Annotated in this window: 21 protein-coding genes and 1 pseudogene; 9 read left to right on the top strand and 13 right to left on the bottom strand. The window is 61.6% G+C overall.

Annotated elements, in window-relative coordinates:
* Positions 1-5: 5 nt before the first annotated feature.
* From RW095_RS06645 to RW095_RS06635, 4 genes are all read left to right on the top strand, one after another.
* Positions 6-1,994 carry an FUSC family protein gene (locus RW095_RS06645; protein WP_317015270.1) on the top strand — a complete coding sequence of 663 codons (1,989 nt, stop codon included), beginning with the start codon at positions 6-8 and terminating at the stop codon, positions 1,992-1,994.
* Positions 1,995-2,122: 128 nt separating this feature from the next.
* Positions 2,123-2,632 (top strand): hypothetical protein, encoded by a 510-nt coding sequence (locus RW095_RS41345; RefSeq protein WP_394365006.1) that lies wholly within the window; start codon positions 2,123-2,125, stop codon positions 2,630-2,632.
* 18 nt (positions 2,633-2,650) lie between these two features.
* Entirely contained in the window at positions 2,651-3,613 is a 963-nt protein-coding gene (locus RW095_RS41340; protein WP_394365005.1) for a TolC family protein, read from the top strand.
* A 470-nt stretch (positions 3,614-4,083) separates the two neighbouring features.
* Positions 4,084-5,076, top strand: a complete 993-nt coding sequence (locus RW095_RS06635) for a LacI family DNA-binding transcriptional regulator (RefSeq protein ID WP_317015268.1) — start codon at positions 4,084-4,086, stop codon at positions 5,074-5,076.
* 105 nt (positions 5,077-5,181) lie between these two features.
* On the opposite strand, the gene RW095_RS06630 is transcribed toward RW095_RS06635, so the two are convergent.
* Positions 5,182-6,081 carry a LysR family transcriptional regulator gene (locus RW095_RS06630; RefSeq protein ID WP_317015267.1) on the bottom strand — a complete coding sequence of 300 codons (900 nt, stop codon included), beginning with the start codon at positions 6,079-6,081 and terminating at the stop codon, positions 5,182-5,184.
* A 170-nt stretch (positions 6,082-6,251) separates the two neighbouring features.
* On the opposite strand from RW095_RS06630, the gene RW095_RS06625 reads away from it, so the two are divergent.
* Entirely contained in the window at positions 6,252-7,223 is a 972-nt protein-coding gene (locus tag RW095_RS06625) for an amidohydrolase family protein (protein WP_317015265.1), read from the top strand.
* Between the two features lie 24 nt (positions 7,224-7,247).
* Here RW095_RS06625 and RW095_RS06620 read toward each other — a convergent pair whose 3' ends face one another.
* From RW095_RS06620 to RW095_RS06595, 6 genes and pseudogenes are all read right to left on the bottom strand, one after another.
* Positions 7,248-7,646, bottom strand: coding sequence for a RidA family protein (locus tag RW095_RS06620; protein ID WP_317015264.1), 399 nt, complete (start codon positions 7,644-7,646; stop codon positions 7,248-7,250).
* 112 nt (positions 7,647-7,758) lie between these two features.
* Positions 7,759-8,859 carry an alanine racemase gene (locus RW095_RS06615; RefSeq protein ID WP_317015262.1) on the bottom strand — a complete coding sequence of 367 codons (1,101 nt, stop codon included), beginning with the start codon at positions 8,857-8,859 and terminating at the stop codon, positions 7,759-7,761.
* Positions 8,860-8,898: 39 nt separating this feature from the next.
* Positions 8,899-9,840: a glutamate cyclase domain-containing protein gene (locus tag RW095_RS06610; protein WP_317015261.1), complete on the bottom strand. Its 942-nt coding sequence runs from the start codon at positions 9,838-9,840 to the stop codon at positions 8,899-8,901.
* Positions 9,841-9,887: 47 nt separating this feature from the next.
* Positions 9,888-11,189 carry an MFS transporter gene (locus RW095_RS06605; RefSeq protein WP_317015259.1) on the bottom strand — a complete coding sequence of 434 codons (1,302 nt, stop codon included), beginning with the start codon at positions 11,187-11,189 and terminating at the stop codon, positions 9,888-9,890.
* 363 nt (positions 11,190-11,552) lie between these two features.
* Entirely contained in the window at positions 11,553-12,836 is a 1,284-nt protein-coding gene (oxlT, locus tag RW095_RS06600; RefSeq protein WP_317015258.1) for an oxalate/formate MFS antiporter, read from the bottom strand.
* Between the two features lie 136 nt (positions 12,837-12,972).
* Positions 12,973-14,591 (bottom strand): annotated as a pseudogene (locus RW095_RS06595) (gamma-glutamyltransferase family protein).
* Positions 14,592-15,532: 941 nt separating this feature from the next.
* Here RW095_RS06595 and RW095_RS06590 point away from each other — a divergent pair.
* Positions 15,533-16,018: a MarR family winged helix-turn-helix transcriptional regulator gene (locus tag RW095_RS06590; RefSeq protein ID WP_317015256.1), complete on the top strand. Its 486-nt coding sequence runs from the start codon at positions 15,533-15,535 to the stop codon at positions 16,016-16,018.
* 58 nt (positions 16,019-16,076) lie between these two features.
* Here the strand turns inward: RW095_RS06590 and RW095_RS06585 are convergent, their stop codons facing one another.
* The 5 genes from RW095_RS06585 to RW095_RS06565 form a co-directional block, all read right to left on the bottom strand.
* Entirely contained in the window at positions 16,077-16,844 is a 768-nt protein-coding gene (locus RW095_RS06585; protein WP_317015255.1) for an MBL fold metallo-hydrolase, read from the bottom strand.
* A gap of 723 nt (positions 16,845-17,567) precedes the next feature.
* Positions 17,568-18,071, bottom strand: coding sequence for a winged helix-turn-helix transcriptional regulator (locus tag RW095_RS06580; protein ID WP_317015254.1), 504 nt, complete (start codon positions 18,069-18,071; stop codon positions 17,568-17,570).
* Positions 18,072-18,140: 69 nt separating this feature from the next.
* Positions 18,141-18,497: a hypothetical protein gene (locus RW095_RS41705; RefSeq protein WP_317015253.1), complete on the bottom strand. Its 357-nt coding sequence runs from the start codon at positions 18,495-18,497 to the stop codon at positions 18,141-18,143.
* Positions 18,498-18,638: 141 nt separating this feature from the next.
* Positions 18,639-20,171 carry an MFS transporter gene (locus tag RW095_RS06570; RefSeq protein WP_317015251.1) on the bottom strand — a complete coding sequence of 511 codons (1,533 nt, stop codon included), beginning with the start codon at positions 20,169-20,171 and terminating at the stop codon, positions 18,639-18,641.
* A gap of 627 nt (positions 20,172-20,798) precedes the next feature.
* Positions 20,799-21,143 (bottom strand): MFS transporter, encoded by a 345-nt coding sequence (locus tag RW095_RS06565; RefSeq protein ID WP_449406526.1) that lies wholly within the window; start codon positions 21,141-21,143, stop codon positions 20,799-20,801.
* Between the two features lie 293 nt (positions 21,144-21,436).
* On the opposite strand from RW095_RS06565, the gene RW095_RS06560 reads away from it, so the two are divergent.
* Positions 21,437-22,141 carry a TetR/AcrR family transcriptional regulator gene (locus tag RW095_RS06560; RefSeq protein WP_317015248.1) on the top strand — a complete coding sequence of 235 codons (705 nt, stop codon included), beginning with the start codon at positions 21,437-21,439 and terminating at the stop codon, positions 22,139-22,141.
* Positions 22,142-22,336: 195 nt separating this feature from the next.
* On the opposite strand, the gene RW095_RS06555 is transcribed toward RW095_RS06560, so the two are convergent.
* On the bottom strand, positions 22,337-23,554 hold the full coding sequence (locus RW095_RS06555; protein ID WP_317015247.1) for an MFS transporter: 1,218 nt from the start codon (positions 23,552-23,554) through the stop codon (positions 22,337-22,339).
* Between the two features lie 385 nt (positions 23,555-23,939).
* Here RW095_RS06555 and RW095_RS06550 point away from each other — a divergent pair, with 385 nt between their 5' ends.
* Complete coding sequence (locus tag RW095_RS06550) at positions 23,940-24,938, top strand: aldo/keto reductase (protein WP_317015245.1); 999 nt, start codon at positions 23,940-23,942, stop codon at positions 24,936-24,938.
* 16 nt (positions 24,939-24,954) lie between these two features.
* Positions 24,955-25,266, top strand: coding sequence for a high-potential iron-sulfur protein (locus RW095_RS06545; protein ID WP_317015244.1), 312 nt, complete (start codon positions 24,955-24,957; stop codon positions 25,264-25,266).
* Positions 25,267-25,335 lie beyond the last annotated feature (69 nt).

The raw sequence follows: 25,335 nt of genomic DNA, 5'->3' as shown, positions 1-25,335 counted from the left end.
AGTCCATGATCATCGCCGACTACCTGCCCGTCACGCTGCGCGATGCAGTCGATTTCCTGAAACGCGAGCTTGCGCCATTTCCTGAGCGGCTCAACGTGATGTTGCGTAGCATGCTGACAAGGGCGATCGTGATCGTCGCGTCGATGACGCTCGAAGTGCCGGAACTCGCGCTCTCACTGCTGGTGGTCTTTTACGTCACGCAGTCGGACATAGTGGTCACGCGGCTGGTCAGCATGATGTTCATCGTCGGGTCGACGCTTGCAATCGGTCTGTCGATTCTGCAGCTGAAGTACACCTTCGACTACCCGTTGCTGCGCATCGTCATCGCGAGCCTGCTGTTCATCGGCAGCGCGTACCTGCTCCGGGTGCTCAGGATCGGCATCGTGCTCTTCATCGTAGCGATCATCGTGGTCTACGTACAGAGCCTCGTAGACCAGACCGATCAGGCAGATCTCCTGATCCGCGCAGTGTTGTGGGTGTGGGTCGCTGTCAATTATCCGATCGCACTGGCACTCGTGGTTAACACGTTGCTGCTGCCGGCTGAACCTCAATTGCAACTCAAGGCGGAAATCCATCTGCAACTAGCGGCGCTGGAAACGCGCTTGGCGCAACTGATCGACGGCACTACGAGCGCCGCGCCGATCACGCTGGCGGCAGTCCAGCAAGGCGCGCTGACGCTGCAAAAGCTGCTGCGATTCACCACGATGCGCGACGCCCACTATCGCGAGAATCAGGCGTTGCAGCTGGCGTGCGTCGCAACCGTGTCGCGCCTATATCGCGGCGCGAGTGAACTGCCGCCTGATTGGCCCAGTGCGACGGCAGCGCTGCTGGCGATGTTGCGCGAGTTGCGCGTGAATTGCCGCGCGCTCGATGAAGCGGTGATGTCAGACGAGCCGTATCGCTACGTGAGCACGGCAACACCTGAAGAGCGCGCTGCCGCCGACACGATTCCTGCTGCAGGCGAATTGCAACGGGCGCTGCATGCATTCGCCGATCGGGTCGCAAGCGGTGCCGACCCCGGCAAGCCGCCAGCGGGCGAGCCAATGGTCGCGGCAGACGCGTGGACCAATCCTGCGTACATGCGCTTTTCTCTGAAGACGCTGCTTGCCGTTCTCGTCTGCTACGTGTTCTACAACGCCGTGGACTGGCAGGGCGTCCACACGATCATGCTGACCTGCCTGATCGTCGCGCTGCCGAGCCTCGGCGCGTCGATGCAGCGCGCATTGCTGCGGCTGGCCGGCGCCGCCATCGGCAGCGCGCTGGCGCTGTTCATGGTTGTGTTCATCGTTCCGCATCTCGACGACATCGTCGGCCTGCTGTTGATGTCGGTGCCTGTCGTCGCGCTCGGGGCGTGGATATCGGCGGGTTCGGAGAGGATCGGCTATGCCGGCCTGCAGCTGATGTTCACCTACTCGCTTGCCTTGCTGGATCAGTTCAGCCCAAGCACGAATCTGACTGAAATCCGCGACCGGCTGGTCGGCATTCTGCTGGGAGTCGGCGTGGCGACCTTCGTACAGATGTCGTTCTGGCGCGAAGGCGAGGGCGACGTGCTGCGGCAGAAGCTCGCCACGATGCTGCGCGCCATTGCCGCACTGTTGCGTGCCCCCGAAGCTGGCGTTGACCATCGGGACGAGTTGCCTTATGCGCAGCGGCAGTTACAGGCGTGGGCCGTGCTGGCCGATTGCCAAGCGACGCTGTCGCGCGTCGCGCTCGAACCTGGCTGGCAGGAAAGCGAGCAGGACCAGGTGACACTGCGCGCGCAAACCGTCCTTGCGCAGGGGCGCGAAATCATGCTCGCTGGCGATGCGTTGCACAACACCCTCGCGGCGCAAGCGGGATCGTCGAGCCCGCACACGATCGGCACAGTGCGCGCGGCCCAGGAACAGGCATGCGCCGAACTCAACCGGTACGCGGACGAGCTTGCGGTCAATCCACCCGATGCGCACGCGCCGCGGCGCATCGAGATCGCGGCGCAAGCTGCCGAACTGGCTTGACTGACCGATCGGCCGCTCATTGTCGCCGCGCGGGACTTGTCGCGGCAGGTCTCGGGGCTGCCGGACTGGCGCGCGGATGTACGCGTCGAGGCACCCGTCACGGCCCCTGCATCACAGGCGGCAGGATCATGACTGCGCGATCAAGTCGCGGCGGCTCGTCGTGGTGCCGCCACACCCTCGGCGTTGCTGGGTTGCTGTGCGTCTGCCTGGCAGGTTGTGCACTGATCCACCACAACGGCACGCCCCGTGCCGAGATCGCGCCCGCGCAGATCAAGCTCGCGAACGACATCCACCTTGCCCGCGATGGATGGCCCGCCGCCCGCTGGTGGACGCGTTATCACGATGCGCAACTCGATGCACTGATCGATCAGGCGCTGGGCAATGCGCCAACTATGGTGATTGCGCGCACGCGCGTTGCGCAGGCCAGGTCGGACGTCGAGCTGGTTAGCGCGGGGTTGGGCCTTCAGGTGGCCGCGCTTGCGCAACTGGATCGCGAACATGTTTCCGCGAACGGCTTTCTCGGCCCGTTCGCGAGGAACGAACCGGCTTTGGGGCTGACGGGCCCGTGGTACACCGAGGGCATCGTCGGGCTAGGCGCAAGCCTGGACGTCGATATTTGGGGCAAGCAACGCGCGTAGATTGCCGCCTCGCTCGGCGTGAGCAATGCGCGGCTCGCCGAGGCGTCCGCTGTCGAACTCGAAATCTCGACGGATGTCGCGACGCTTTACTACGGCATTCAAACGACGTATCACCTCATCGATCTGCTGAACGAGTCGGGTGAGGTCGCGACGTTCGCAGTGCAGGCGCACGAAGCGTATGCGGCGCGTGGCCTCGAAGCCCTCACCTTGCCCGAAGAAGCACAAGCGCGGCAACTGGCCATCGAACGGCAGATCGTGTCGGCGCAAGGGCAGATCAAGCAATTGCGCGAGTCGATGCGGGCGCTGCTCGGCGCGGGGTCCGATGATCTGCCCGCCATCGAGCCCGTCGCGCTGCCGCGTTCGCACGCAGCCTTGCCGGCGACGCTCGCCTACGAACTGCTTGCCCGGCGGCCGGATCTGCAGGCGATGCGATGGTATGTGGAGGCATCGTTCGACCGGATCGACGCGGCGAAGGCGGCGTTCTATCCAAGCTTCGACATCAAGGCGTTTTTCGGCTTTAACGCCTTGCATCTCGCGGACCTCTTCACGCATGCAAGCCAGCAGATCAACCTGATACCGGGCCTGTATCTGCCGATTTTCGATGGCGGCAGGCTCAACTCGAACCTGAGCGGCGCACGCGAGGGGAGCAACCTGTTGATCGAGCAGTACAACCAGGCCGTTCTCAACGCCGTACGCGATGTCGCACAGACAGGTAGCCGTCTGCAGACTTTCGACGCGGAGACTGAGTTGCAAAAACGACGGATCGAATCGGTGGCGTTCGCGAGGGACAGCGTCGAAGCACATTATCGACGCGGGCTGGCGAGCCGGCTGGCGGCGCTCGAAGCGCGCCAGCCGGTGATCGCCGAACAGATTGCGCTGCTCACGCTCCGTGGTCAGATGCTCGGTCAGGAAATCACGTTGACGAAGACGCTCGGCGGCGGCTATCGCGCCGATCCGCCGGTCGAACCGAAGCCGCGTTGAACGGCGCGTGCACAGCGTTCAGAACTGCTGTGCACGCAGCGATTTGAGTTCCGGTGGTCCGCCGGCTCCGTTATGTCCTGCTCAACCAGCCGGATCGCGATGTTGTTGAACGGAATCAGGAAAATAATCGGCGGGCGGGGTCGCGGATAGATTGGTGCAACTGCGAAGCGCCGCATCGATTGACCCGACTACAACTTCGTGAGCGTGCACGGTGTGCCGGGCCATGCGCATAACCGCTTTAACGAAACCCGGGGCCGCTCGGCGATGTGCTGGAGAATGAAGTTCGACGCGAGCCCCGAACGGACCAACCAGCCGAAGGCGCGCGCCCGGCGGTGGCCATTCCTCAAGGTGCCGCGTTATAGTATGCCGGACAGGGCAGGCGCGATGGTGCGCCTCGATACCGGGCAGGGTGAAAGTTGATCAACGAGACAAAGAAAAGAGCGCCGCGTCGCAAATCGAATGCGATTTCCGTGATAGATGTCGCGCGCGCGGCACGGGTATCGACTGCGACCGTTTCGCGCGTGCTGAACGGTAACGCAAAGGTAGCGGCAGAACTGCAGAAACGTGTGCGCGACATCGCACAGGAACTGGGCTACACACCGCACGCTGCGGCGCGCGCGCTAGCATCGCAGCGCTCGAAAACGATCGGCGCGGTGATCCCATCGCTGGAAAACCAGAACTTCGCGATCGGGGTGTTCGCGCTGCAAAAACGCATCGGGGAAGCCGGCTACACATTGCTGCTCGGATGCTCGTACTATGACCAGGAAGATGAGCTGAAGCAGGTTCGCGCCCTTATCGCGGATGGCATCGCCGGGCTGATGCTCGTGGGCCGCAGCCACTCGCCCGCGCTCTACGAACTGATCGAAAAGGAACAGATTCCGCTCGTCAATGGCTGGACAGTCGACCACGACTATCCCTATGTCGGCTTCGACAACGTGGCGGTGGGCCGTCGCCTCGCCGACTATCTGCTCGATCTCGGGCATACACGCTTCGGCATGATTACGCAAATGACGCAGCACAGCGATCGCGCGGCTGATCGCATCATCGGCGTGCGCGCGGCGCTACAGTCTCGCGGGCTGCAGTTGCGCCACGAGCATCTGATCGAGATGCCGCACAAGATCATTGAAGGCCAGATGGCGATGAAGGCGCTGATGAACGGCCCCGACCGTCCGACGGCCGTAATCTGCGGCACCGATCTGCTTGCGATCGGCGCGCTGGCCGAGGCGCGCGAGTCGGGTATCGACGTGCCGGGCGACCTGTCGATCGCGGGCATCAACGACATCGAATTTTCCAGCTTCACGTCGCCGCCGCTGACGACCATGCGTCTCGCCGCCGATGAAATCGGCGCGCGCAGCGCCGAGTATCTGCTCGCACGGATCGAAGGACGGCCCGTGAGTTCGCAGTACATCGTGCCGACCGACCTGATCGTGCGCGGCACGACGGCACGTCCTCGCAACGCTTAGGCCGTCAACGCGCCGCGTGGGGCGGCGTGGCGTCGATAACAGGGCGTTCGTTCGAAGCGACTCGGGGTTTCGCGGCTGCGATTCCAGTCCGCGCCCTCTCGCCGACTAAGCCGGGATCAGCACTCGACTGCGTGTGAGCACCTCTCTTGCCAGCTCCACGATGGTATCGGCGCCGCTCAGACACTCTTCCTGATAGGCGACAAAGAACCCTTGCTGGGTGATCGGCCGTTCGGTGTCCAGCACGTGAATCAGCCCGGCATCGATCTCCGTGCGCATTATCGCGGGCGACAACACTGCCGCCGCATGTCCGGCAGCAACCAGCCGCGACATCATGGACAGGGAATTACATGAGCTGATGTTGTCCGGATGGCAACCGGCGCTGCGGAACCAGTTCATCACAAGCGAATGGTTTGATGACGGCTGCGAGACGGTGATGATCGGCACCGACGCAAGCTCATTAGGCGCGACATTGCAATTGGGCACGAGTCGCGGCGACGCAACCCAGTGTAGATCGGTGTAGCCGATGGCGGTCTCGACCACGTGTGGCGCATCGGTGGAATCGTTCAGTATCGCTATGTCCAGTTCGTGAGCACCAAGCTTGCGTCCGAGTGCTACGCCCACATCGATCGTGAGTTCTATCTTCATATGCGGATATCGCGTCTTGAGTTGCGTCAGAAGATCTGCAAGCCCCGCGAGGGCGATGGACTCGATCGCGCCGAGACGTAGCAGCCCGTACATGGGGTCGGTCCGCTTCGAAATCTGTTCGAGCTTTTCGGCGAGCTTTAGCACCTGTTCCGCATTGGCAAGCGCGTCGCGGCCTGCGAACGTGAGTTCGGAGCGCGTCCGGCTGCGCGTGAAGAGCTGCACGCCGAGATGCTCTTCGAACTCCTGGATGCGTGCCGAAATGGTCGGTTGCGTGAGGTGCTGATGACGCGCCGCCGCATGAAATCCGCCTAACCGCGCGACCCAATAAAAGGTTTCAATTTGCTGAAGAGAAATGCGCATGATCGAAGGTTTCTATCAGATGGCGTCGCTAGCTTTGATTATCTCCCGGGCAAATTGCATTCGTATACTGGGCCCTCTTTTTGTTGCGCCGGAACGTAGTGCGTTGTGGATCATGTTGCACCAGGACAGTCCGTCGCTCCGATTGACCCACCGGCTAAAGGAGATGTCGCTTGAAGCAAAAGAAGCAAGGCTACCGTGATGTACCCCAAGGCGGCGAAGATTCTCGCCGCGGCAACTGGACGACCGGCCTCGCGACCATGCCGCCGTCATCGGGCGAATCTGCTGTTCCCGAGGAGCCGGCACGGGTTGGCCGCACCGGCCAACCGCGCTTTCCCGTTGCGCCGAAGGCGACCGACAGTCATCACCACATCTACGATGCGCGGTATCCCGTCGATCCGTCAGCGCGATTACAGCCGCCCGACGCGACGGTCGCCGACTATCGCGCGCTGCAGCGCAGACTGGGCGTGGAGCGACACGTCGTGGTTCAACCGTCGACGTATGGAACCGACAACCGTTGCCTGCTCGATGCCCTGTCGCAGTTTGGAGAGACCGCACGCGGTATCGCGACCGTGCCCGCCACCGTGACTGATGGTGAGCTGTCCGGTCTTCACGATATGGGCGTACGCGGGCTGCGCTTTAACCTCGAATACCTGGTCGGCGTCACGGTCTCGATGATGGAGCCGCTCTCGAAGCGGATCGAACCGCTCGGCTGGCACATTCAAGTCAATGCCACCGCCGCGCAGCTACTCGCGCATCGGCAGTTGCTTGCGAGTCTGTCGTCGACGCTCGTCATCGATCATATGGGGCAGATTCCGCAACCGGGCGGCGCGGAGCATCCCGCATTTCAGATGGTCGAGGCGCTGCTGGCCGGCGGCCGAACCTGGGTCAAATTGAGTGGTCCCTATCTTGCGTCGCGAAGCGGAGCGCCGGGCTACGCCGACGCCGGCATGGTCGCGCTCAGGTTCACCCAGCTCGCCGCGGACAGGATGCTGTGGGGATCGGACTGGCCTCATCCGACGCAAGCGGCCGGCAACAAGCCGGACGCTGCCCGCTTGCTGGATGATCTCACGCTGTGGATACCCGATGAATTGACGCGGCATCGAATCCTCGTCGAAAATCCTGCGAGGCTTTACGGTTTTTAGCGTGCGTGCGGCGCGCCGGCCGGTTCAGCGCTTGCCGATGTAGGCAACCAGGTCGATCTCCACGAGCACACCCTGCAGACCGGCTTCCACGGTGGTTCGCGCCGGCTTGTGCTGGGCAAACCAACTCGCATAGAGCGCGTTGAAGCGGCTAAAGAGCGTCAAGTCGGTCAGATAGACTGTGACCTTGACGACGTCCTCCGGTCCCGCGCCGGCGGCGGCCAGCACCCGCTCGACATTGGCGAGCGTTGCACGGGTCTGCTCTTCGATCGAGTTGCCGACCACCTTGCGGTCGGCGTCGCGCGGCGTCTGGCCGGACAGGAAGACGAAGTCGCCGGCGATCATCGCGGAAGAATAGTGCCCGCCTGGTTTGAGGCCGGCTGGATTGACGCTACGCAATGCGCGGGGCGTGCCACTGTCGTTCATGTTTTTCGCTTCGCCGTGGTCTGTTGCTTTGCCGACTTGCCGCATGACGTGCGCGGCTGCGTCGCGTTGTATCGTTTCAATCGACGGTTACCCCCGCTGCCGGCCTCGCGACCTATCGACGGCTCCCGAGTTGCTCACGCGCCTCCCACGACCCTTCCATGTTAAGCACCATCGCGCTGGGGTAGAGATAGGCAGTCGTGCAAGCGTGGCGCGGCAATAACATGACCCGGTCGCCGACTGCCAGATCGGTGTTTTCGACTACGACGTGCTCTTCGCTCATCATGACGATTTTGCCGTCCCAGCGAAAGCGCTCGGCCAGCGGCTTGTCCGGCGAGATGGCCTTCGAGCCCGCATCGAGCGTGGCGGTTGTGCCGTTGCGTGAAATCACCGTTGCCAGTACATATGCGCTTGGCGTCCAGCCAAGCGCGGGCAACTCCAGGTCGTGTTGAGCGCTCGAATAGGTCCAACTGCCCGGGGATACGAAGTCGGCGAGTGTGCGCGGCCACAGATCGAACGTATAGCTGCCCCCGGCGATGAGCCTTGTCGACAGTCCCTCTGCCTCGGCTGCGTGCGTCAGCGCCGCCACTTTCTCCACGATGGCGGCCACTCGCGCGCGGCGTGTGGCACTCTCGAGATCATGGATATGGCCGTCGTAGACATGCCATCCTCCAAAGCAGCCGATCGTGGTCAGCTCACGGGCCAATTGCAGCGTCGCCGCTGCCATCGGCGCGCCAGTTCTGCCCATGCCGGCGTCCAGGTCGATGAGTAGCGCGAGATTAGTCGACGGCACCCCATTCGTCGCGAGACGCCACGCGGCTACGCCGGCCGCGGAGTCGACGAGCGCGTCGACCCGTGCGGCTGGATGAGCGTGCGCCAGCGCGAGCAAGGTGCGGATATGGGCGCGGTTCACGGTTGGATACGCCCAGACGACGTGTTTCGCGCCGGCCTCGAGCACCATCGCCACCTCGGCCACTGTAGCGGCCTTGAAGGCAGTTACGCCTTCGCGAATCAGTCTCCGGACGACCCATCCGGCGCGATGCGTCTTTACATGCGGCATGAGCCGTTCCACACCGCCACACGCACGGGCGGTCGCATGCAAGTTATCGACAATGCCGCGCTCGGATACGATGAAACACGGTGTCTGCAATTCTTCTGGCAAGCTGGCGGCCCACGACGGCGCACGTCTGAGGGTGGTACTCGAAAGGTCGGACATGGTTGGTATGTTAAGAAATCAAAAAAAGTTGCGTCACGCTCACGCGTGCAACGGCGCTGCGAGGTATCCGTCGACGTGCGCCCTGAGCTGACTCAGCACTTGTGCATGCTGTTCCCACGAGAGCCGGTCGACGCTCATCTTCGGCGTCGCGGGGCGGTCGATGCGGCTATCGTCAACCGCCTGCCCGATGTCGACGGCCGCAGTCAGATACGCCCGGTCGCGCTCTGGCGTGAAATCGGTGAGCAGCCGCGCCGCCGCGTCTCGCGGCGCGACCATCGCCATCGCGGATACCAGTCCCCAGCCGCCCCAGTTCGAGACGCTGGAAACGATCAGGTAGTCCGCGGGAATGGCCGCACTGATCAACGGGCCGTTGGGAATGTCGTCGTGGACGATCTGCTCGGGCAGCACGCCCATGCCGATTTCATTGCCGCCGTCGCCGATGCCGATCGTGACCCACGGACGCGACCACTCGGGATCCTCGAACAGAAGATGCAGCGGAGCGGTATCGTCGGACATGTCCGCGCCGTACTCGCGGTGCGGCTTGCCGTCGCTCGCGGGCGACACCCGCTCGATCGCGATCATATGCGTGATCGGACGTTCAGTCTCGCTTAGCCGGGCTCTCAGCGACTTGACCGATGTCGCGCTCACCGAGGTGATTTCGAACGCCACATCTTTTGGCAGTTCCGTGGTGACCGCCCAGACCGCCTTGGAGCATGGCGCGTCCGAGATCACCGTGACCGGTATGCCGAGGTTCGACAGTGCGGCGGCCAGATGGGCCATGCCGCCCAGTCCGTCCGTCTCCGGCGAGGGCGGGACGGCATTGCGGATGAAGAAGCCAGTGACGATACCGACGTGGGCGTTCGGCGTGTTCATGATCGAACGCGCGGCCGCTTCCAGCTGACCTTCAACGAACCGCTTCATGCGGCCAATGTCGCGCCGGACGGTTTGGCCAATGATGTCTTCGACTTTTGCTATTCCCATTTTCCAATCTCAGTAGCAACGTTATTCATGCGAGGCGCGGCGCTCGCTCAGACCGGAATCTTGGTCTCGTAATCGATTCCGATCGAACAGAGCAGCAGGCCGACGCCCATCGCAGCGAAACACATCAGCGCGAGGAAATAGGAGCCGGTATATTGCACGATTGCGCCGATCGCAATCGGGATCACCATGCCGCCGATATTCCCGCCGAAGTTGAGGAGCCCGCCAAGCGTGCCCACCTTGTTGCGTGAGGCGAGCATCGCGGGGATCGACCAGTACAGACCGCCCCAGCGCAGAAAAAAGAGCGTGATGGACAGCAGGATCACGACCATGGTGGGGCTCGTCGCATGCGCCACTGAAAACACCGCAATGGTGGCGACCACGCCGGCGATGCCGAAGAAAGTGCGCATGACGAGGTTCGGCGCGGCGCCGCTGGCGAGCCACTTGTCGGCGACGTAGGCACCGGAGAGTTCGCCGATGAAGCCGCAGAAGAAGATCACGAAGCTGGCGCCGCCCATTTGCTGAATGTTGAAGCCCTGCACTTTCTGCAGATAGGTGGGCATCCAGGTCAACAGGCCGTAGTAAAGCGTCGTGCAACACATGAAGCCGACGAACATCAGCAACACGGAGCGATATCTGAAGAAATCGAGCGAGTTGCCCGACAGGTTTTTGGCTTCCTTTTCGTCTTCCTTGCGCCAGGCCCGTTCGATGTGTTCCGCTTCGGCTTCATTGACCCCGGCGTGATCGCGCGGTTGATTCTTGATGTAGTACCAGGCGCCTATGCCGCACAGGACCGTGCCGACGCCGGCGATCGCGAACGCTGCGCGCCATGAGTGCGCGACCACGATCAGCCATGTGATCAGTATCGATCCAAGCGCTGCGCCGAGCGGCGAGCCGCCGTCCATCAGCGATGCACCGCGGACGCGCTCATGCTGCGTGAGCCACATCGCATTGAGCGCGCCTCCCGCCGAGGCCACGGGCGCTTCTGCCACACCGAGTCCGAGCCTCGTAGCGAGCAACGACATCGCGTTGGTCGTCAACGCGCCAAGACCCTGGAAGGCACCCCAGAGCAAAGTGCACAGCGCGAGGACCAGCCGCGGCTTGTAGCGGTCGACGGCCATGCCGCCAGGAATCTGCATCAGTGTGTACGACCAGAAGAACGAACTCATAATGAGGCCCTGCATGACCGGCGTAAGCGTGAACTCGCTTGCGATCATCGGCATCGCGACGGACAGCGATGCACGATCGATGTAGTTGACCGTAACCAGCAGCAACATCATGAGAAAAATCTTCCAGCGAACCGATGTCTTCGGCTGGGCGTACGCCACGACCGCTGCGGGTGCTCTGCTCATGCCTGTTCTCCTGATTCGCTGTTTGAATGTCAGATACACGCCCGGCGCCTTGCGCACCGGCGACGTGGAACCGGTCGTCTGCCACGCCGCAGGCGCCCGTTTCGTGCTGGTTGAAATTGAGTATAGGTGCGCGGGTCTGCGTGGAGATAATCGAAAGTGACCCGCGCAGTCGATAGAAATCGCCGATCACGTGAGCTCGCCTCGGGCGGGTTTTACGTGCTGCATCGCTTTAGACGCAATGGTCGTTTCGATAGCGACCATTGCCATTGACGTCATGGCCGATGCCAATAACGAGCGGTCGCGCTGTTTCTGGGGTTGTGACGTGCGTTGCTTGCCCAAGGGATGTCGCCCGCGAATAATGTGTTATCCCTGCGCTCGGACAAAACGCGCGCGCGCTGGCTTCAATACGAACATCGCAAGCACGGCGGTGCTCAGATCGAGCACAATCGCGCATCCGAACACCGGCACCCAGCTGCCGGTGTGCTGATGCAGCAGCGCGGCCAGCGGGCCGCCGAAGATCGAGCCAATCCCGAACGAGATGTAGAGCCAGCCATAGTTCGCAGTGGCATAACGGGTACCAAACGTGTCGGTCAGGGTCGAAGGGAACAGCGAAAAAATCTCACCCCAGCCGAAGAACACCACGCCGGACAGCAACACGAACAGAACCGCGTTGTCGCGCGTCATTAGCCAGAGCGCCATCGCCACACCTTCCAGCGCGAACGCGAAACACATCGTGTTTTCGCGCCCCAGGCTATCCGATATCCAGCCGAACAGCGGACGGGTCAGGCCGTTCGTGAAGCGGTCGATTGTCAGTGCCAGCGGCAACGCAGCGAGCCCGAAGACCAGTACCTTGCTGACGCCGAAGTCAGCGGCGAAGCTTGCCATCTGCGACGTGACCATGAGGCCTGAAGTGGACATCATCGTCATCATCACGAACATCAGCCAGAACAGCGGCGTCTTGAGCATCTCGGACGGGCGGTAGTCGCGCGTCGCGACCGCTGTCCGGGATACTGCCGAGCCGATACTGTCCGCCGCGGGCGGTACCCGCAGGCCCTGCGAGGCGAGCAGGCCAATCACTGCGAAGATAAGGCCATACAGCCACAGCGTGGATTCGACGCCGCGTATTGCCAGCGATGCAGAGATCGGAAAGGTGGTGACAATGGCGCCCATGCCGTAGCCGGCGGCCGCTACACCGGCGGCGAAGCCGCGTCGATCGGGAAACCAGCGAACCACGAACCCGACGACACCGACGTAGACGATGCCGGTACCGAGACCGCCGATGACGCCATACGTGAGGTACAGCATCGACATACTGTGCGCATACGAAGCCAACACCCAGCTCACGCCTGCCAGTAACGTACCGATCGAGATCAGCATGCGCGGCCCGAAACGATCAATCAGCGCACCCTGGAACGGTGAAAAAAATGCCTGCAGCAACACCAGCAGTGAGAATGTCACTTGCAGTTCCGGCAGCGCGATGCCGAGCTTGGCCATGAGCGGCTTCGTCATCAGAGTCCATACATATTGCGGACTCGAAATCGTCATCATGCAAACAAGACCGAGTCCGAGCTGGATCCAGCGGGTATGCGCGGCTGTTTGCGCGCCGGGCGAGGCGGCGCCGTTCAGTGATTGCGTGCGGGTGTTCAATGTGTTTCTCCGTTTCGGATTGAAGTATCGACAGATGCACAGGCGTGCGCCGTCCTTGCCGTCGGCACGAACGCTCGCGGGTCGTCGATTCAGAAGGGGGCGGGCGGAGCGGCCGCCCGCCGTCTAGCAGGCGCGTCTACCAGCCAGCCGCGGCCCCGTCGCTGCGCGGGTCGTAGCCTGCTTCCAGACATCCGTTGCCATGCCGGACGATCGCGCCGGCGTGGCCCATCGCTTCGTCGTACGGCCGCATCTGCTCGACGTCATGGCCGAGACGACGCAGCGCATTGAATGTGTCGACGGGAAACCGCGCCTCCAGCTTGAGTGATTCATTGGTTTGCCCCCAGGTCCGACCCAGCAGCCAGCGAGGCGCATCGATAGCGGCTTGCGGGTTCCAACCGAAGTGCGCGATCCGCGAAAACACGGCGCTTTGCGATTGGGCTGGCCGTCGCCGCCCATGTTTCCGTACACCATCGTGCGCCCATCGGCGAAGCGCGCCAGTGCCGGATTCAGCGTGTGAAATGGCCGTCGCCCCGGCATAAGTGGATTGCGCGCGGAGGCATCGAGCGAGAAGCTACAGCCGCGGTTTTGCCAGTTGATGCCCGAATCGGGAAGCACGAGGCCGCTGCCAAACTCGTGATAGATGCTCTGAATGAAGCTGACGGCCACGCCATCGGCGTCGATCACGCCGAGCCACACGGTGTCGGCCGGTCCGAGTCCGCGACCCCACGGCGCTGCCGCAGACATCGAAATCCGCTCGGCCAACGAGTCGAGCACACGCGGCGCAAGCAGCGCCTGTGGATCGATCTCCATGTAATCCGGGTCGGTGATGTGCTTGTCGCGTATGGCGAACGCGAGCTTGGTCGCCTCCACGCACGCGTGGACGTACTCGGGCCCGAGCGGATCCATATCATCGCGCAAGACACGGTCAAGCACACCGAGAATCTGCAGCGATACAAGCCCTTGTGTGGGCGGCGGCATGTTGTAGATCATGCCGAGCGAATGCGTGAGTGCTAGTGGCTTGCGCAGTCGTGCGCGATGCTGTTCAAGGTCCGCCAGCGACAGTGGACTTTCAAGGGCACCCAGGTCGGCCGCGATGCTGCGTGCGAGGTCGCCCCGGTAGAAGTCGTCGAGACCCGCATGGGCGAGACGCTCTAGCGTCGCGGCGAGGCGTGGCTGCATGAAGCGGTCCCCGACGGCCGGTACGCCTGCCGGGTTGTCGCTCGTCAAAAACGTCTCGGCGAACCCCGCGACTGATTCGAGTTCGTGCCGCTTGAGCGCGGTGCATTCGGACTGACTCCGCGTGACCGGAATACCGCTTCGTGCGTAGGCGATCGCGTCTTCGAGCAAGCGCGCGACGGGCAGCTTGCCGCCGAGGGTGTCAGTCGACCAGCGGTGCGCCAGCGACCAGCCCGACACTGTTCCGGCCACCGTATTTGCCGCCAGCGGGCCGCGAAATGGGATGGATTGCAGGCCGCTTGCGCGGTAGGCGTCGATTGTCGCCGCCGATGCCGCCGCTCCACACGCCTCGATGCCGACCGGCTCTTCGCCCGGCCGCGAAATCAACCAGAAGCCGTCGCCGCCGATGCTGTTCATATGCGGATACACCGCTGCGATAGTTGCCGCGGCGGCAACCATCGCCTCGACGGCATTGCCTCCGTCGCGCAGGATCGCGAGCGCGCTTTGCGACGCAAGCGCATGGGGTGTGACTGCCATCCCGCGGATGCCCCGCACAGGATTTAAAGATTCAGCTGACATGTTTCCTCAAAAATCGATCGATCATCGATACCCGCCGAGCCGCGACGGGTTCTCATGATCACGTGATACTTGCTACACACAACGAAGCTGGCATCAGCGAGAAGCAACTGCAATGTTCCAGCCGGCACTTCGCGCTTCGCCCACGTGTCCGCTCCGGGCAGCGTCGGTAGACGGCTGTTTGCCGCTCGTGAAGCATCTTTCATGGAAGCACCCAGTTACTGTTTTCGTCGGCTGTCGGTTAAATAGGTGCAAACAGAAATAATTGAAATGTCCACATTGATTCTATTCGCACAAAGCGTGCCATCATGCGGAACCCCATACATATGTGCGAATCTACTGCTTTTGGATGGAAGTGAGCACATTGCCATGTTCTGGAAGTGTGCAGATACGCGCGAGGAAGGTGCATTGGGAACAACAAAATCGCCGGTGCACCGCCTTTGGGCGAAACGCAGCCGCAAGATATTCACGATTGGAAACCGGTGCGAGCGCCGCTTCAGAATTGAAGTGCCGTGCCAACGCGATCGCATCGGAACGTCTCTATTGCGGCTTGCGCGCGCTGGAGACAGCGCCTTGCCAGTTCGATATAGTCGCCGTGTTGGCTATGGGGCATGCCTGCAGCGCGGGATTCGACGGCATGCCGAACACAATGTAGCCGACGAAAAGATGAACTCAAGCTTGCGGTGGCGGTGCGCTGGATCACCCGAGCGCATGTTGAGAAGTTTTTCGGTTTGGTCCAATCAGCATTGATCCGCTTGCCGTACCGTCATCGTGCGCGCTTGTCCCTTCGTGCACAGTGCGGCGTGCTCCTGCCGTGTGGCAAGCGCCCAACTTGCCTGCATGTATGGCAGTTACCACACGACGACATGTTTCGTGCACGAAACGCTTAAAATTCAAATGTTGTAGTGTGCAACTGAATCGGAGTAGCTAAATGGGAGAACAGCATGTCGAAGGCGCCGTATCCAAGACTGGAGCATTTGAATTTCCGCCTCGACGTACTAAGCGAGCTGGCCAAGGGCGTGGCGTCGGGCCTCTACGAAGCCGAATGCGACGTCACCCTGCGCGACCTGCGCGTGCTGCGTTTCGTCGACATGCAGCCGGGTATCTCCCTCGGTCCGCTGATCGAGCTGACATACCTTGAAAAGACGCTGGTTTCAAAGCTGGTCACGACGCTAGCCAATCGCGGGTTGCTGACGCGTTCTACCGGCACGACGGACGCGCGTGTCATCAACCTGCACTTGACCAGGAAGGGCACGACAATTGTCCGTAAGTGCGATCGGATCGGCAAGATCTTCGACGAGCAGCTCATGTCCGTTCTGTCAGCGGAAGAAAAGCGAGTACTTTTTCACTGCGTGGACAAGCTGACGGAACACCTCGAGGAGGGCGGTGAATGGACGCTCCCGCCGAGCCGACGCAAGCGCACAGCCTAGATCATTTTTATGATTTGTTGCGCACGACTCTGCAGTCGTTCGTCTTGCCAAACGAGGCTCATGCGCGTTTGGCCAGATAGGCATTGGCCAACGCGACCAGCCGTTCTCGCCCGAAGCTAACGTCGTGTCCCGCGTGTACGACCTGCACGGGCAATTCGCGCAAGCGCTTCATCGTGCGCACATAGGTTGGGATATCGGCGCCACCGATTTCGTCCAGAAGCGGGCCGTCGTAGATCGCATCGCCGGAGAATAGGGTACCGGATGCCGCCTCCCATAGACCGATGCTGCCCGGTGAGTGGCCGGGCAGATGCAGTACCTCGAAATGTCGATTGCCGAGGTCGACAATATTCCCTTCTTTGACAATTTCCGTGACTGTTGCCGCACGTATCTCGTAGTCGGACATCACGTACTGTGCGCTCGGAAGGGCCGTGATCAAATCGCCGTCGAACGGATAGCCCGCTTCACGGTACCGGCGTATCGCGTTCTCGCCCAATACCGATGCCAGCAGCGTGCCGCGCTCTCGCGGCGAGCGCAGGTTATCGGCCTCCGACTCGTGGACCAGCGTATGCGCGAACTCATGATGTCCGCCGACATGATCCGAGTGCGTATGCGTTGCAACGGCTGTCACGTTGTTTTGCAAAAGATGCTGGGCTGCCTCCCGCAGACTGGCGATGCCCATTCCGGTGTCTATCATCAGATCGCGGTCGCGACCGCGTACGTGCCAGATATTGCAGCGCATCAGTGGCACGACATGAGGCTCCCAAAGCAGGGTGATATCGTCGCTGATACGTTTTAACTCGAACCATCGGTCGGCAATCGGCAGCATAGTTATCCGGCGTTGGTAGCATTCAAAATGCTACTCTGACACAGTCTGCTGCGTCGATCTAGAGCCGGCTGCCAGTGTTCCCTGTCGCGCGCAGTTATTCAGACGCGCCCACGGCGATTCGTGCTAGCGCGCCGAGACCTCGACTGCTTTTTCCAGGTGGTTCGTCCACCGATAGCCGGCCTTCAATCGCAGGCAATCGTCGTAGGCGCCGCCCTGGCGAACAGATGTCCTTGGGGCGAAACCGATACCCTCGGCGCGTGCCTGCTCAAATATAGGGCGCGTGCTGACGCGAAGGTGGCCGGTGGCGGGCAACTTTAGCCAGAGAACGAATCCGCCGCGTGGGTGGCTTATTTCTGTGCCTTCGGGAAAGTGACGGAGGACAGCATCAGTAGTGCACTCTGCTGGTCCTGCAGCGCACCTTTGAGCCGTCTCAGGAGCAAAGCGAAACCACACTGGAGGGCATCCCGGCGACTGCGGTCTGCTGCAATTCGGCCGTGGCCATGCTGGTGATGTACTTCAGTGCCCGAACATTATCGCTAAACTTTCACGCCGCAATCCAGCGGAGGCGGAAGCCGGGACACAGACTCTTCGAGAAGCAGCCGCATAGAAGCACATTGCCGGACGTATTGAAGGCCCGTGCCCGACGCTCCTAAAGCCTCGGTCACCGTTGTGGGCATCGAACTGCCGGATGCATTCGCAACTCACAAGCTTCAACGGTGCCGTCTAAAGGGTCGCCCCGTCAGGTGACCGTGAGGTGTCGGCCCGCTTTTCTCTACCGTCGAACTGCAGGCGCGCCGCTTCCATTTCGGTCATGTGACTTTCGGCCCAATCCCAAATCCCGCAAATTTTGTCCAAAAGGCTGTTTCCGAGCGGTGTCAGCCGATAGTCGACGCGCGGCGGTATCACTGGATGCACGTGGCGCGAAACCAGGCCGTCGCGCTCGAGTTGGCGCAGCGTCTTCGTGAGCATCTTCTGACTGACGCCACGGATGTGTTCGCGTAGGCGCGAAAAACGCATCTCGCCATGAGTCCCAAGTGCATCGATCACCAGAATGCTCCACTTATCGGCGATCTGCTCAATGATGTCGCGCGCAAGATCATCGGTTTTCTTTTGCGCATTGTCGTTGGCGCAAAGCGCATCGTTGAAATTTGTTTCCATGGGGGAGAAGGTATGGGGCCGCGAGGTGTTTTGTGGCCGCGTGAAGCGGCTAACATGAGTGGCTGACATGATTGTTAGCGCGTTCTCTTACTCAGTATGCCTCAGTTCCTCGGACAGCGTGCGACACGGGTGCGGCTGTCAAGCAACAAGTGTCGCATGACTATCGAAACACTTGCGATTGAATTTATGTACGCCCGTTTCAAGCCTTGACCCTCGGACGCGTGCTGTTTGCGAAGGGAAGTGGGTGACACCAATTAAAGGCAATCGATCGCGGTGATCCGCTTGCCGGAGCCGCGGGTGTTCGCCACCCTCGACGATGAACGTCAACGTCGCAAGCTCAAACTCGCTGCGGCGGCATTCACTGCGGCGTCCATGGCGCAATTCCCGATGTCGTTGCGGCAGCCCATACACATACGCCTTCCGGCCGCGCGTTTTCAGCGCGCTCTCAGTTCCTTGCGCCGCTGAACGAGGAAGCGTCTCTTCGATGACGATCACCTGTCACCTACTATGTCGCGGCGACCTAGTCGTGCTCGCCACCAAAGAGGGTCGCTGAATCGCGAAGAATCGACTTTGCGGGCAAACGTCACAGATCGAGGCGGGCGCCCTGGCGATCACCAATTCGCCCCGGACGTGTTCTCAGTCAGCCACCCCCTTCCCTCCCAAAACCGCCGATCCGGTATCGGTAGGGCTCGCAGTCGATGGCGTGCGGCCGAGAAATAACAGCACGCCGAGCGCGGAGGCCAGTGTAAGTGCCACGAGAATATGGAGCAGGATGTGGAACGCGCCATCGTACGCCTGCGCGAGAATAGGCTGCCCCAGCGCGGGCAGAAGAGCGACGGCATGTGGCAGATCTCCGGTTGCCACGCGTTGGGCGGCTTCCGCGGCGGCATCGCGCGAAACGGGCGGGAGCGCTGCGAGTGCATCGGATAGCTTTAGACGTGTGAGGACCGCCAAAATCGCGCCGGCGATTGCAAGCGTCATGCCCTCTCCCGCTACACGTGTCGTGCTGAAAATGCCGGTTGCCATGCCCGCGCGTTCCTTTGGAACGACGCTGACCGACAAGCCATCCATCAGCCCCCACGGCAGGCCCGCTCCCGCTCCGATGATGAAGAGCGGAAGCGTCAGGGTATCGGATGGCGCATCAGGCGCGAGGCCACTGAACCAAAGCATACCGACCGCCGCTATGACGAGGCCGACCGCTGAAATGGCACCGGCCGACATCCATCGCGTGAGAAATGCAGCCGTGAGGGGTACAAAGAGCATCGGCGCCGATAGGGAGACCATCATCAAGCCGGCGTCAATCGCAGAATGTCCTTCTATTCCGATGAATCGCGTCGGCAAGACAAGAAGCAGGGTAACGTAACAGAATGCCGTCGCTAGCGGGAGCAGTTGCACGCCCACGAAGCGCGGATAGCGAAACAGCGACAGGTCGAGCATTGGCCGGGAAGCACGCTTTTCGATCCAGACGAACGCGATGAACGTTCCGACGGCGCATGAAAACAGTCCGATGATGAGAGGGCTGCTCCAGCCGCTTTCCGGCCCTTGCAACAGCGCGAATGTGAAGAGTGTCAGCGCGGCCGTAAAGCTGGCGGCGCCGGGCCAATCGAGACCCATCGCAGCGGGGTCGTACGACTCTGTTAGCTTCGGAACACCGAGTGCAAATCCGGTCAAGCCGATTGCGGCATCCACCAGGAAGAACGAACGCCAACCGAACGTCTCCGTGAGAAACCCGGCGAGTAGTGGGCCAAGCGCCAAGCCAAGGCCGAAGGTAGTGCCAAGCATGCTGAACGCGCGGGCGCGCCCACGTCCGTCGAACTCCTGTGCGAGCGCTGCCGACGCGCCGGCCAGGACCAACGCGGCGGCAATGCCCTGTAGCGCGCGAAGAAAGTCGACCCACAGCAGAGTCGGCGCCGCGGCGATCCCGAGTGACGTCAACGCGAAGAGCACCACGCCTATGGCCAATACACGTTTTCGTCCGAACAGATCGGCAAGCGCTCCCGAGGCCATCAGACTGCTGCCGAAGCTCAGCATAAAGGCGTTGAGAATCCAGTTGACCGCCACGGGGCTGCCCCCCAAGGCGGTGCCGATGGCAGGCGCGGACACGGCCGCACCGCCGAAATTCAGCGGCAGCACGAGCACTGCGATGCAAATGCCCACGAGGATCAGCATCTGTCGTGAGGCGCTACGGGGGGGTGCTACGTCTACTGTCGGCATGACACTGGCCGGGGCGGCCGGTCGTACTATGGACGGGGCACTGCTCTCTTTCTGCACTGGTTATCTCTCGGTTCGACTTCTAGCATTATGCTCATCAAGACACGCGAATTCGCTGGGTTCAATTCCGTGCTATCGCGATTCGGTCCGCGTATGGCCGCTCACTTTCCGGCCTGCATTTCGCGCCGGCGGGACGTCCGCAAACGCGAGCGTGTTGATGCTTGTGAACTGCATCGACCGCCACAGGCCGCCGACCAGCAGCACCAGCATGATCAGCGCGCGAGGTGTGTCTGGCGAGCGGAGGCTGCACAAAGCGATTGTGGTCGTGGTAAGCACCCCGTTGCCGATCATTAAATAGCAACGGTAACAGGAAGGGTGAGACGCTAACCGATACGACATATATCGATCCGCCGTCTAGGGTCACGCGGAACGTTGGAATTCGCCAGGACGAAAGATCGATCAACGGATGTTCGACGCGGCCGAAATGCCGTATGGTCTGGACTGCAGCCACAAAGCCGGAGATCAGCGCTGCGGTCGTGATGCGCCAGTCGCTATGCAGTTGTCCGATCAGGATCATGCCGTACATCAGAACGGCAGCGCGATACCGCTCAGCGCGAACCCGGACACATCGAAGGGGCGGCCGGTGGGTTCGCGGTAGTTCGGAATGAATAGGGCGGTTAGCCCCAGACCCAGCAAACCGATCGGTACGTTTAGCAGAAAGATCCACCGCCAGTTGAAATAGGTCGAGATGAACCCTCCGAGCGCGCGTTGCCCAAAGCGGTCGGCCACCCATCCGCTGATTGGAATGAAAACCGCTAGCGCCAGCAGATAGGCAGTCATGCCGATATTTAGGCTTACGGACGTGACGCCGAACGTGGCGGCCATGTGGGGCAGGGCGGTCGCGATCACCGTCGCATCCAGATTCTCCATGAAATAGGCACTGGCGACGATCAGCGCAATGATGACTGACTGGCGGCTTGACAAAGACATGGACGGAGAACGGAATTCGGGTTGTGCGGTAGGCCCTCAAACGCTTCCGGCTGGAGCGTTTGCATTCGGTGGCAGTCAAAGATGAGACTCGCTTCGGGGGTCGCCTGAGATAATGCATGACCGCGTCCGGGCACCTGGCGAGACCCTTCCTCGTACCCGGACGATATACTCTACCAAAACACAAGTCGTCACGTGAAGACTTAATTTTCTAAAGTGATAGACACAGGAGCATCATGAAGGCCAAACCCAGGGATGTTGCAGAGCCGGGCAGCAAGACTGTAGCGGGTCGCGCGCCGATCAAGCGGTCGATGAAAAAAGCACCGCAGCGTCTACCACGCGCCGAGCGTCAGGCGCGCGTGCTGGAGAAGGCCGCCGAATATTTCGCCGAGCACGGTCTGAACGCGCAGACTCGCGCGATTGCCGAAGCCTGCGGCGTGTCGCAACGTTTGCTGTATAGCCTGTTTCCTAGCAAGGCTGCGTTGATCGACGAAGTTTATAAGCGCGAAATTGTGGGAACCTTCAAGGCCATTTGGTTTGTTCAACTGAAAGACCGCAGTGTGCCCATTGAAAGCAGGCTCAATACTTTTTATCGCGAGTACTACGACACCCTGCTGACGCGTCAGTGGCTGCGCCTGTTTCTTTACTCTTCGCTTGAAGATCTGCAAATGGCGCCGACGTACACGAATGCCGTTGTCGCGCATGCGCTGGAGATCATTGTCACTGAGACGGCGCACGAATTGGGACGCGGCGTACCGGCCGATCCGGCAAATCTGACGGAGGTGGGCTGGCTGCTGCATGGGGCGGTATCCCACCTTGCGATTCGCCGCCGAATTTATTCGAACGACAACACCGCGCCGAGCGACGCGGTGATTGCGATGCACGTGCGCGCCTTCCTCACGAGCGCGCCGGCGCTGCTTCCTGCGCTGGAAGGCTCCTGAGCGTGACGCGCTGGCGGCTTCATCCAGCGCGGAAGATAGCCATCAACCGACGCGCGAACGGGCGCGTCGTGGACCGCTTCGCCGCACGGTACGAATTGAACCGAAGTCGCCCGCAATTCACCTATTCGTTTCCAGGTGGTCGCCGCCGACGCTTCTTCAAGCGGGTTGGCGCTCGAGCTGCAAGGGGTTTCGTGTTTAGTCGCCGATCGCTGCGGCGTCTGGCTTGCAGTTCGTTTGCCCGCGCATCAGCAGGAGCAGCGCGATAAGCACAAGGACTATCGTCAAGCCCACAAAGAGCAGCGTCGCGCGTTGAATGCCGACGAACTGCACGGCGATGCCCAGACCGATCACAGGTAGTGAGATCGCCACATAAAGCACGACGAAAAAGCTCGACGTCACTTCCGCTCGCCGGTGCGCGGGTGCCGCCGACGCGATCTCGCCCAACCCGGCGCGGAAGCTGATGCCTTGCCCGATTCCCGCCAGGGCGGTGCCGAATAAAAGCGCGCCGAGCGACCGTTCGGGCACGCACAGGCCGACACTCACCAGTCCCACGACGAGTCCAATGCAGCCTGCCGCTTGCCGCCACCGGGCAGCAATGATCGTCTGCACGATCTGCCCGAGAGCGGAGCACGCGAACAGCAGGAACACAATCGAGCCGGTCACGATGCCGCTGTGAAAGCCGAGGACGACCCGAATCAGTTGAGGGGCGACCGCCGCAAAGAAGCCCACCACGACGAAACCGGCAAACCCCGCTAGCGCTGCAGGAATGAACGCGGGGCGTACCTCGGCGGGAAGCGAAATTCTCTGGGTGCCGAGCTTCACCCGCGCGGGAATCGTGGCGGTCTCCTGCACGCTGAAGACGGCGAGTGCGGCGAAGCCGACCAGCACCAGATGCACCGTATAGGGCAACTGCATCGGCCAGGGAAATAGTTCGACCAGGATGCCGCTTAGCAAAGGACCGCAACCTAGCCCGAGCATATTGGAGGCGGTAGCGGCGAGCATGGCTTTGCCGCGCCACGCGGGCGGCGCGAGTTCGATCACGGCTACGGTGGCGGTTCCTGTGAAGATGCCGGCAGAAACTCCCGACAGCAGGCGGCCCAGCATCAGAAGCGCTAACCCGTCACTGAGCAGGAACGTCAGCGCCGACGCGGCCGACGCACACAACCCCGCCAGCAGCATGCGACGACGGCCTAACTGATCGGACCAGTTGCCGATCAGTAGCAGCGCACCCAGCACCCCAATTGCATATGAGGCGTAGATCACGGTGATGACGGTCGGTGTGAAACCATACTGCTGCTCGTAGTACCGATAGATGGCCGTCGGCAGTGTTGTGCCCATCATGTTGATCGCGAACGCCAACGCTACAGCCAGAAATGCGATCGGGGATTGCGGTGCGCCAGAAACTGCTTTCATCAAATGTCCCAACGGTTGCTCGAAGACTGCGCGCAATTATGGGCAATTTCTCACGGCTTTGCTGAGCGCACGACGATGGCGGTCAGCGTCGACCTCACGCGGCAGCTTCGCTAAGCGATAGGGCTACGCCCCAGTGGTGTCAGCTCATAGTCGACCTGCGCCGGATCGTCGCGTTTCGTTTGCGTGTTTGTCGTGCGCGTAAGCGCCGACGTAGCCATTAGTTTCCATCGGGAAAGTATGAAACCGTCAGGTGCCTTCTTGTGATCGCCGGATGCCGCTGAAATAATCGGTTCGCCTGCCCGTTCGATGGGCACGTCGCCATTTGTCGGATCGCATTCGACCCGGCCGCGGTGCTTGATATAGCGCTTTGATTTGAGAGCTTCACATGACTATTGAAACAATCGCAATTGAAGGTTTAACGACCCCCGTCTCACGCGTCGGCCTTGGCACTTGGGCCATTGGCGGATGGATGTGGGGTGGCACGGACGAGAAAGACTCGATCGCGGTGATCCGCCGGGCGCTGGACAGCGGTGTCAATCTGATCGATACAGCGCCGGTGTACGGTTTCGGCGCCTCGGAGGAGATCATCGGCAAGGCGCTCGCCGACGGGTATCGGCACAAGGCGATCATCGCAACCAAGGTCGCACTGGAATGGCACGACGGCACGGTATTTCGCAATTCGTCACCGGAGCGCATTCGTCAAGAAGTAGAGGACAGCCTAAGGCGCTTGCGGACAGATTACATCGATCTGTATCAGGTCCACTGGCCCGACCCGCTCGTGCCGATCGAAGAGACGGCCGCGGTGCTCGACGATCTGCGCAAAGAAGGCAAGGTGCGGGCGCTAGGCGTCAGCAACTTCTCGCCTGCGCAAATGGATGCATTCCGGCGCGTGGCGCCGCTGGCGACCACTCAGCCGCCTTATAACCTGTTCGAGCGAGAGATAGACCGTGACGTGCTGCCGTACGCAAAACAGCATGGGCTCGTCGCGCTTGCCTATGGGGCCTTGTGCCGCGGCCTGCTGGCGGGGCGCATCGGCGTCGACACGCGCTTCGAGGGCGACGATCTGCGCCAGCTCGATCCGAAGTTTCGCGAGCCGCGTCGCGAGCAATATGTCGCCGTCGTGAAAGCGCTGAACGTGTTCGCGCGCGATAACTTCGACAAGTCGGTGCTCGCGCTGGCGGTGCGCTGGGTGCTCGATCGGGGCCCGACGATCGCGCTATGGGGCGCACGTCGACCGGCGCAACTGGACGGGATTGAAGAGGTGTTCGGCTGGCGCCTCGACGAGAAGGCGTTCAAACAGATCGACGCGATTGTCGCGAACTTCGTCAAGGACCCCGTGGGGCCGGAGTTCATGGCGCCACCAGAACGCGTGCTCGTAGCGTAAAAGAGAGACATTGAACATGCGAACCCTTCGACGCACCTTCATGATCCATTCGATCGGCGCCGCTGCGCTTGCGGTCACCGGACGCTCCGTCTGGGCGGCACCCCCGCAGCTTCAGGAAAGCGATCCCGCAGCACAGGCGCTCGGCTACAAGGCCGATGCGACCCGGGTCGACCACACAAAATACCCCCATTTCAGCAACAACCAGCGTTGCGCGAACTGCCAGTTCTACCAGGGTAAGCCAGCTGACGCCAACGCGCTGTGTGCGCTGTTCGGCGCGAAGCAGGTGAGCGGCGCCGGATGGTGCCAGGCCTATCAGGCAAGAGCATGAACGGCGTGCGCAGGTAAGGCGATCATCAGGCAGCGCCGGCAGGTGTGGCGTGCGTCGACAACAAGGAGT

The organism is Paraburkholderia kirstenboschensis (assembly GCF_032806925.1).
GTDB lineage: Bacteria > Pseudomonadota > Gammaproteobacteria > Burkholderiales > Burkholderiaceae > Paraburkholderia > Paraburkholderia kirstenboschensis.
Note: the sequence above shows the minus strand (reverse complement) of the source record. Positions and strands in the feature narration are given on the sequence as shown.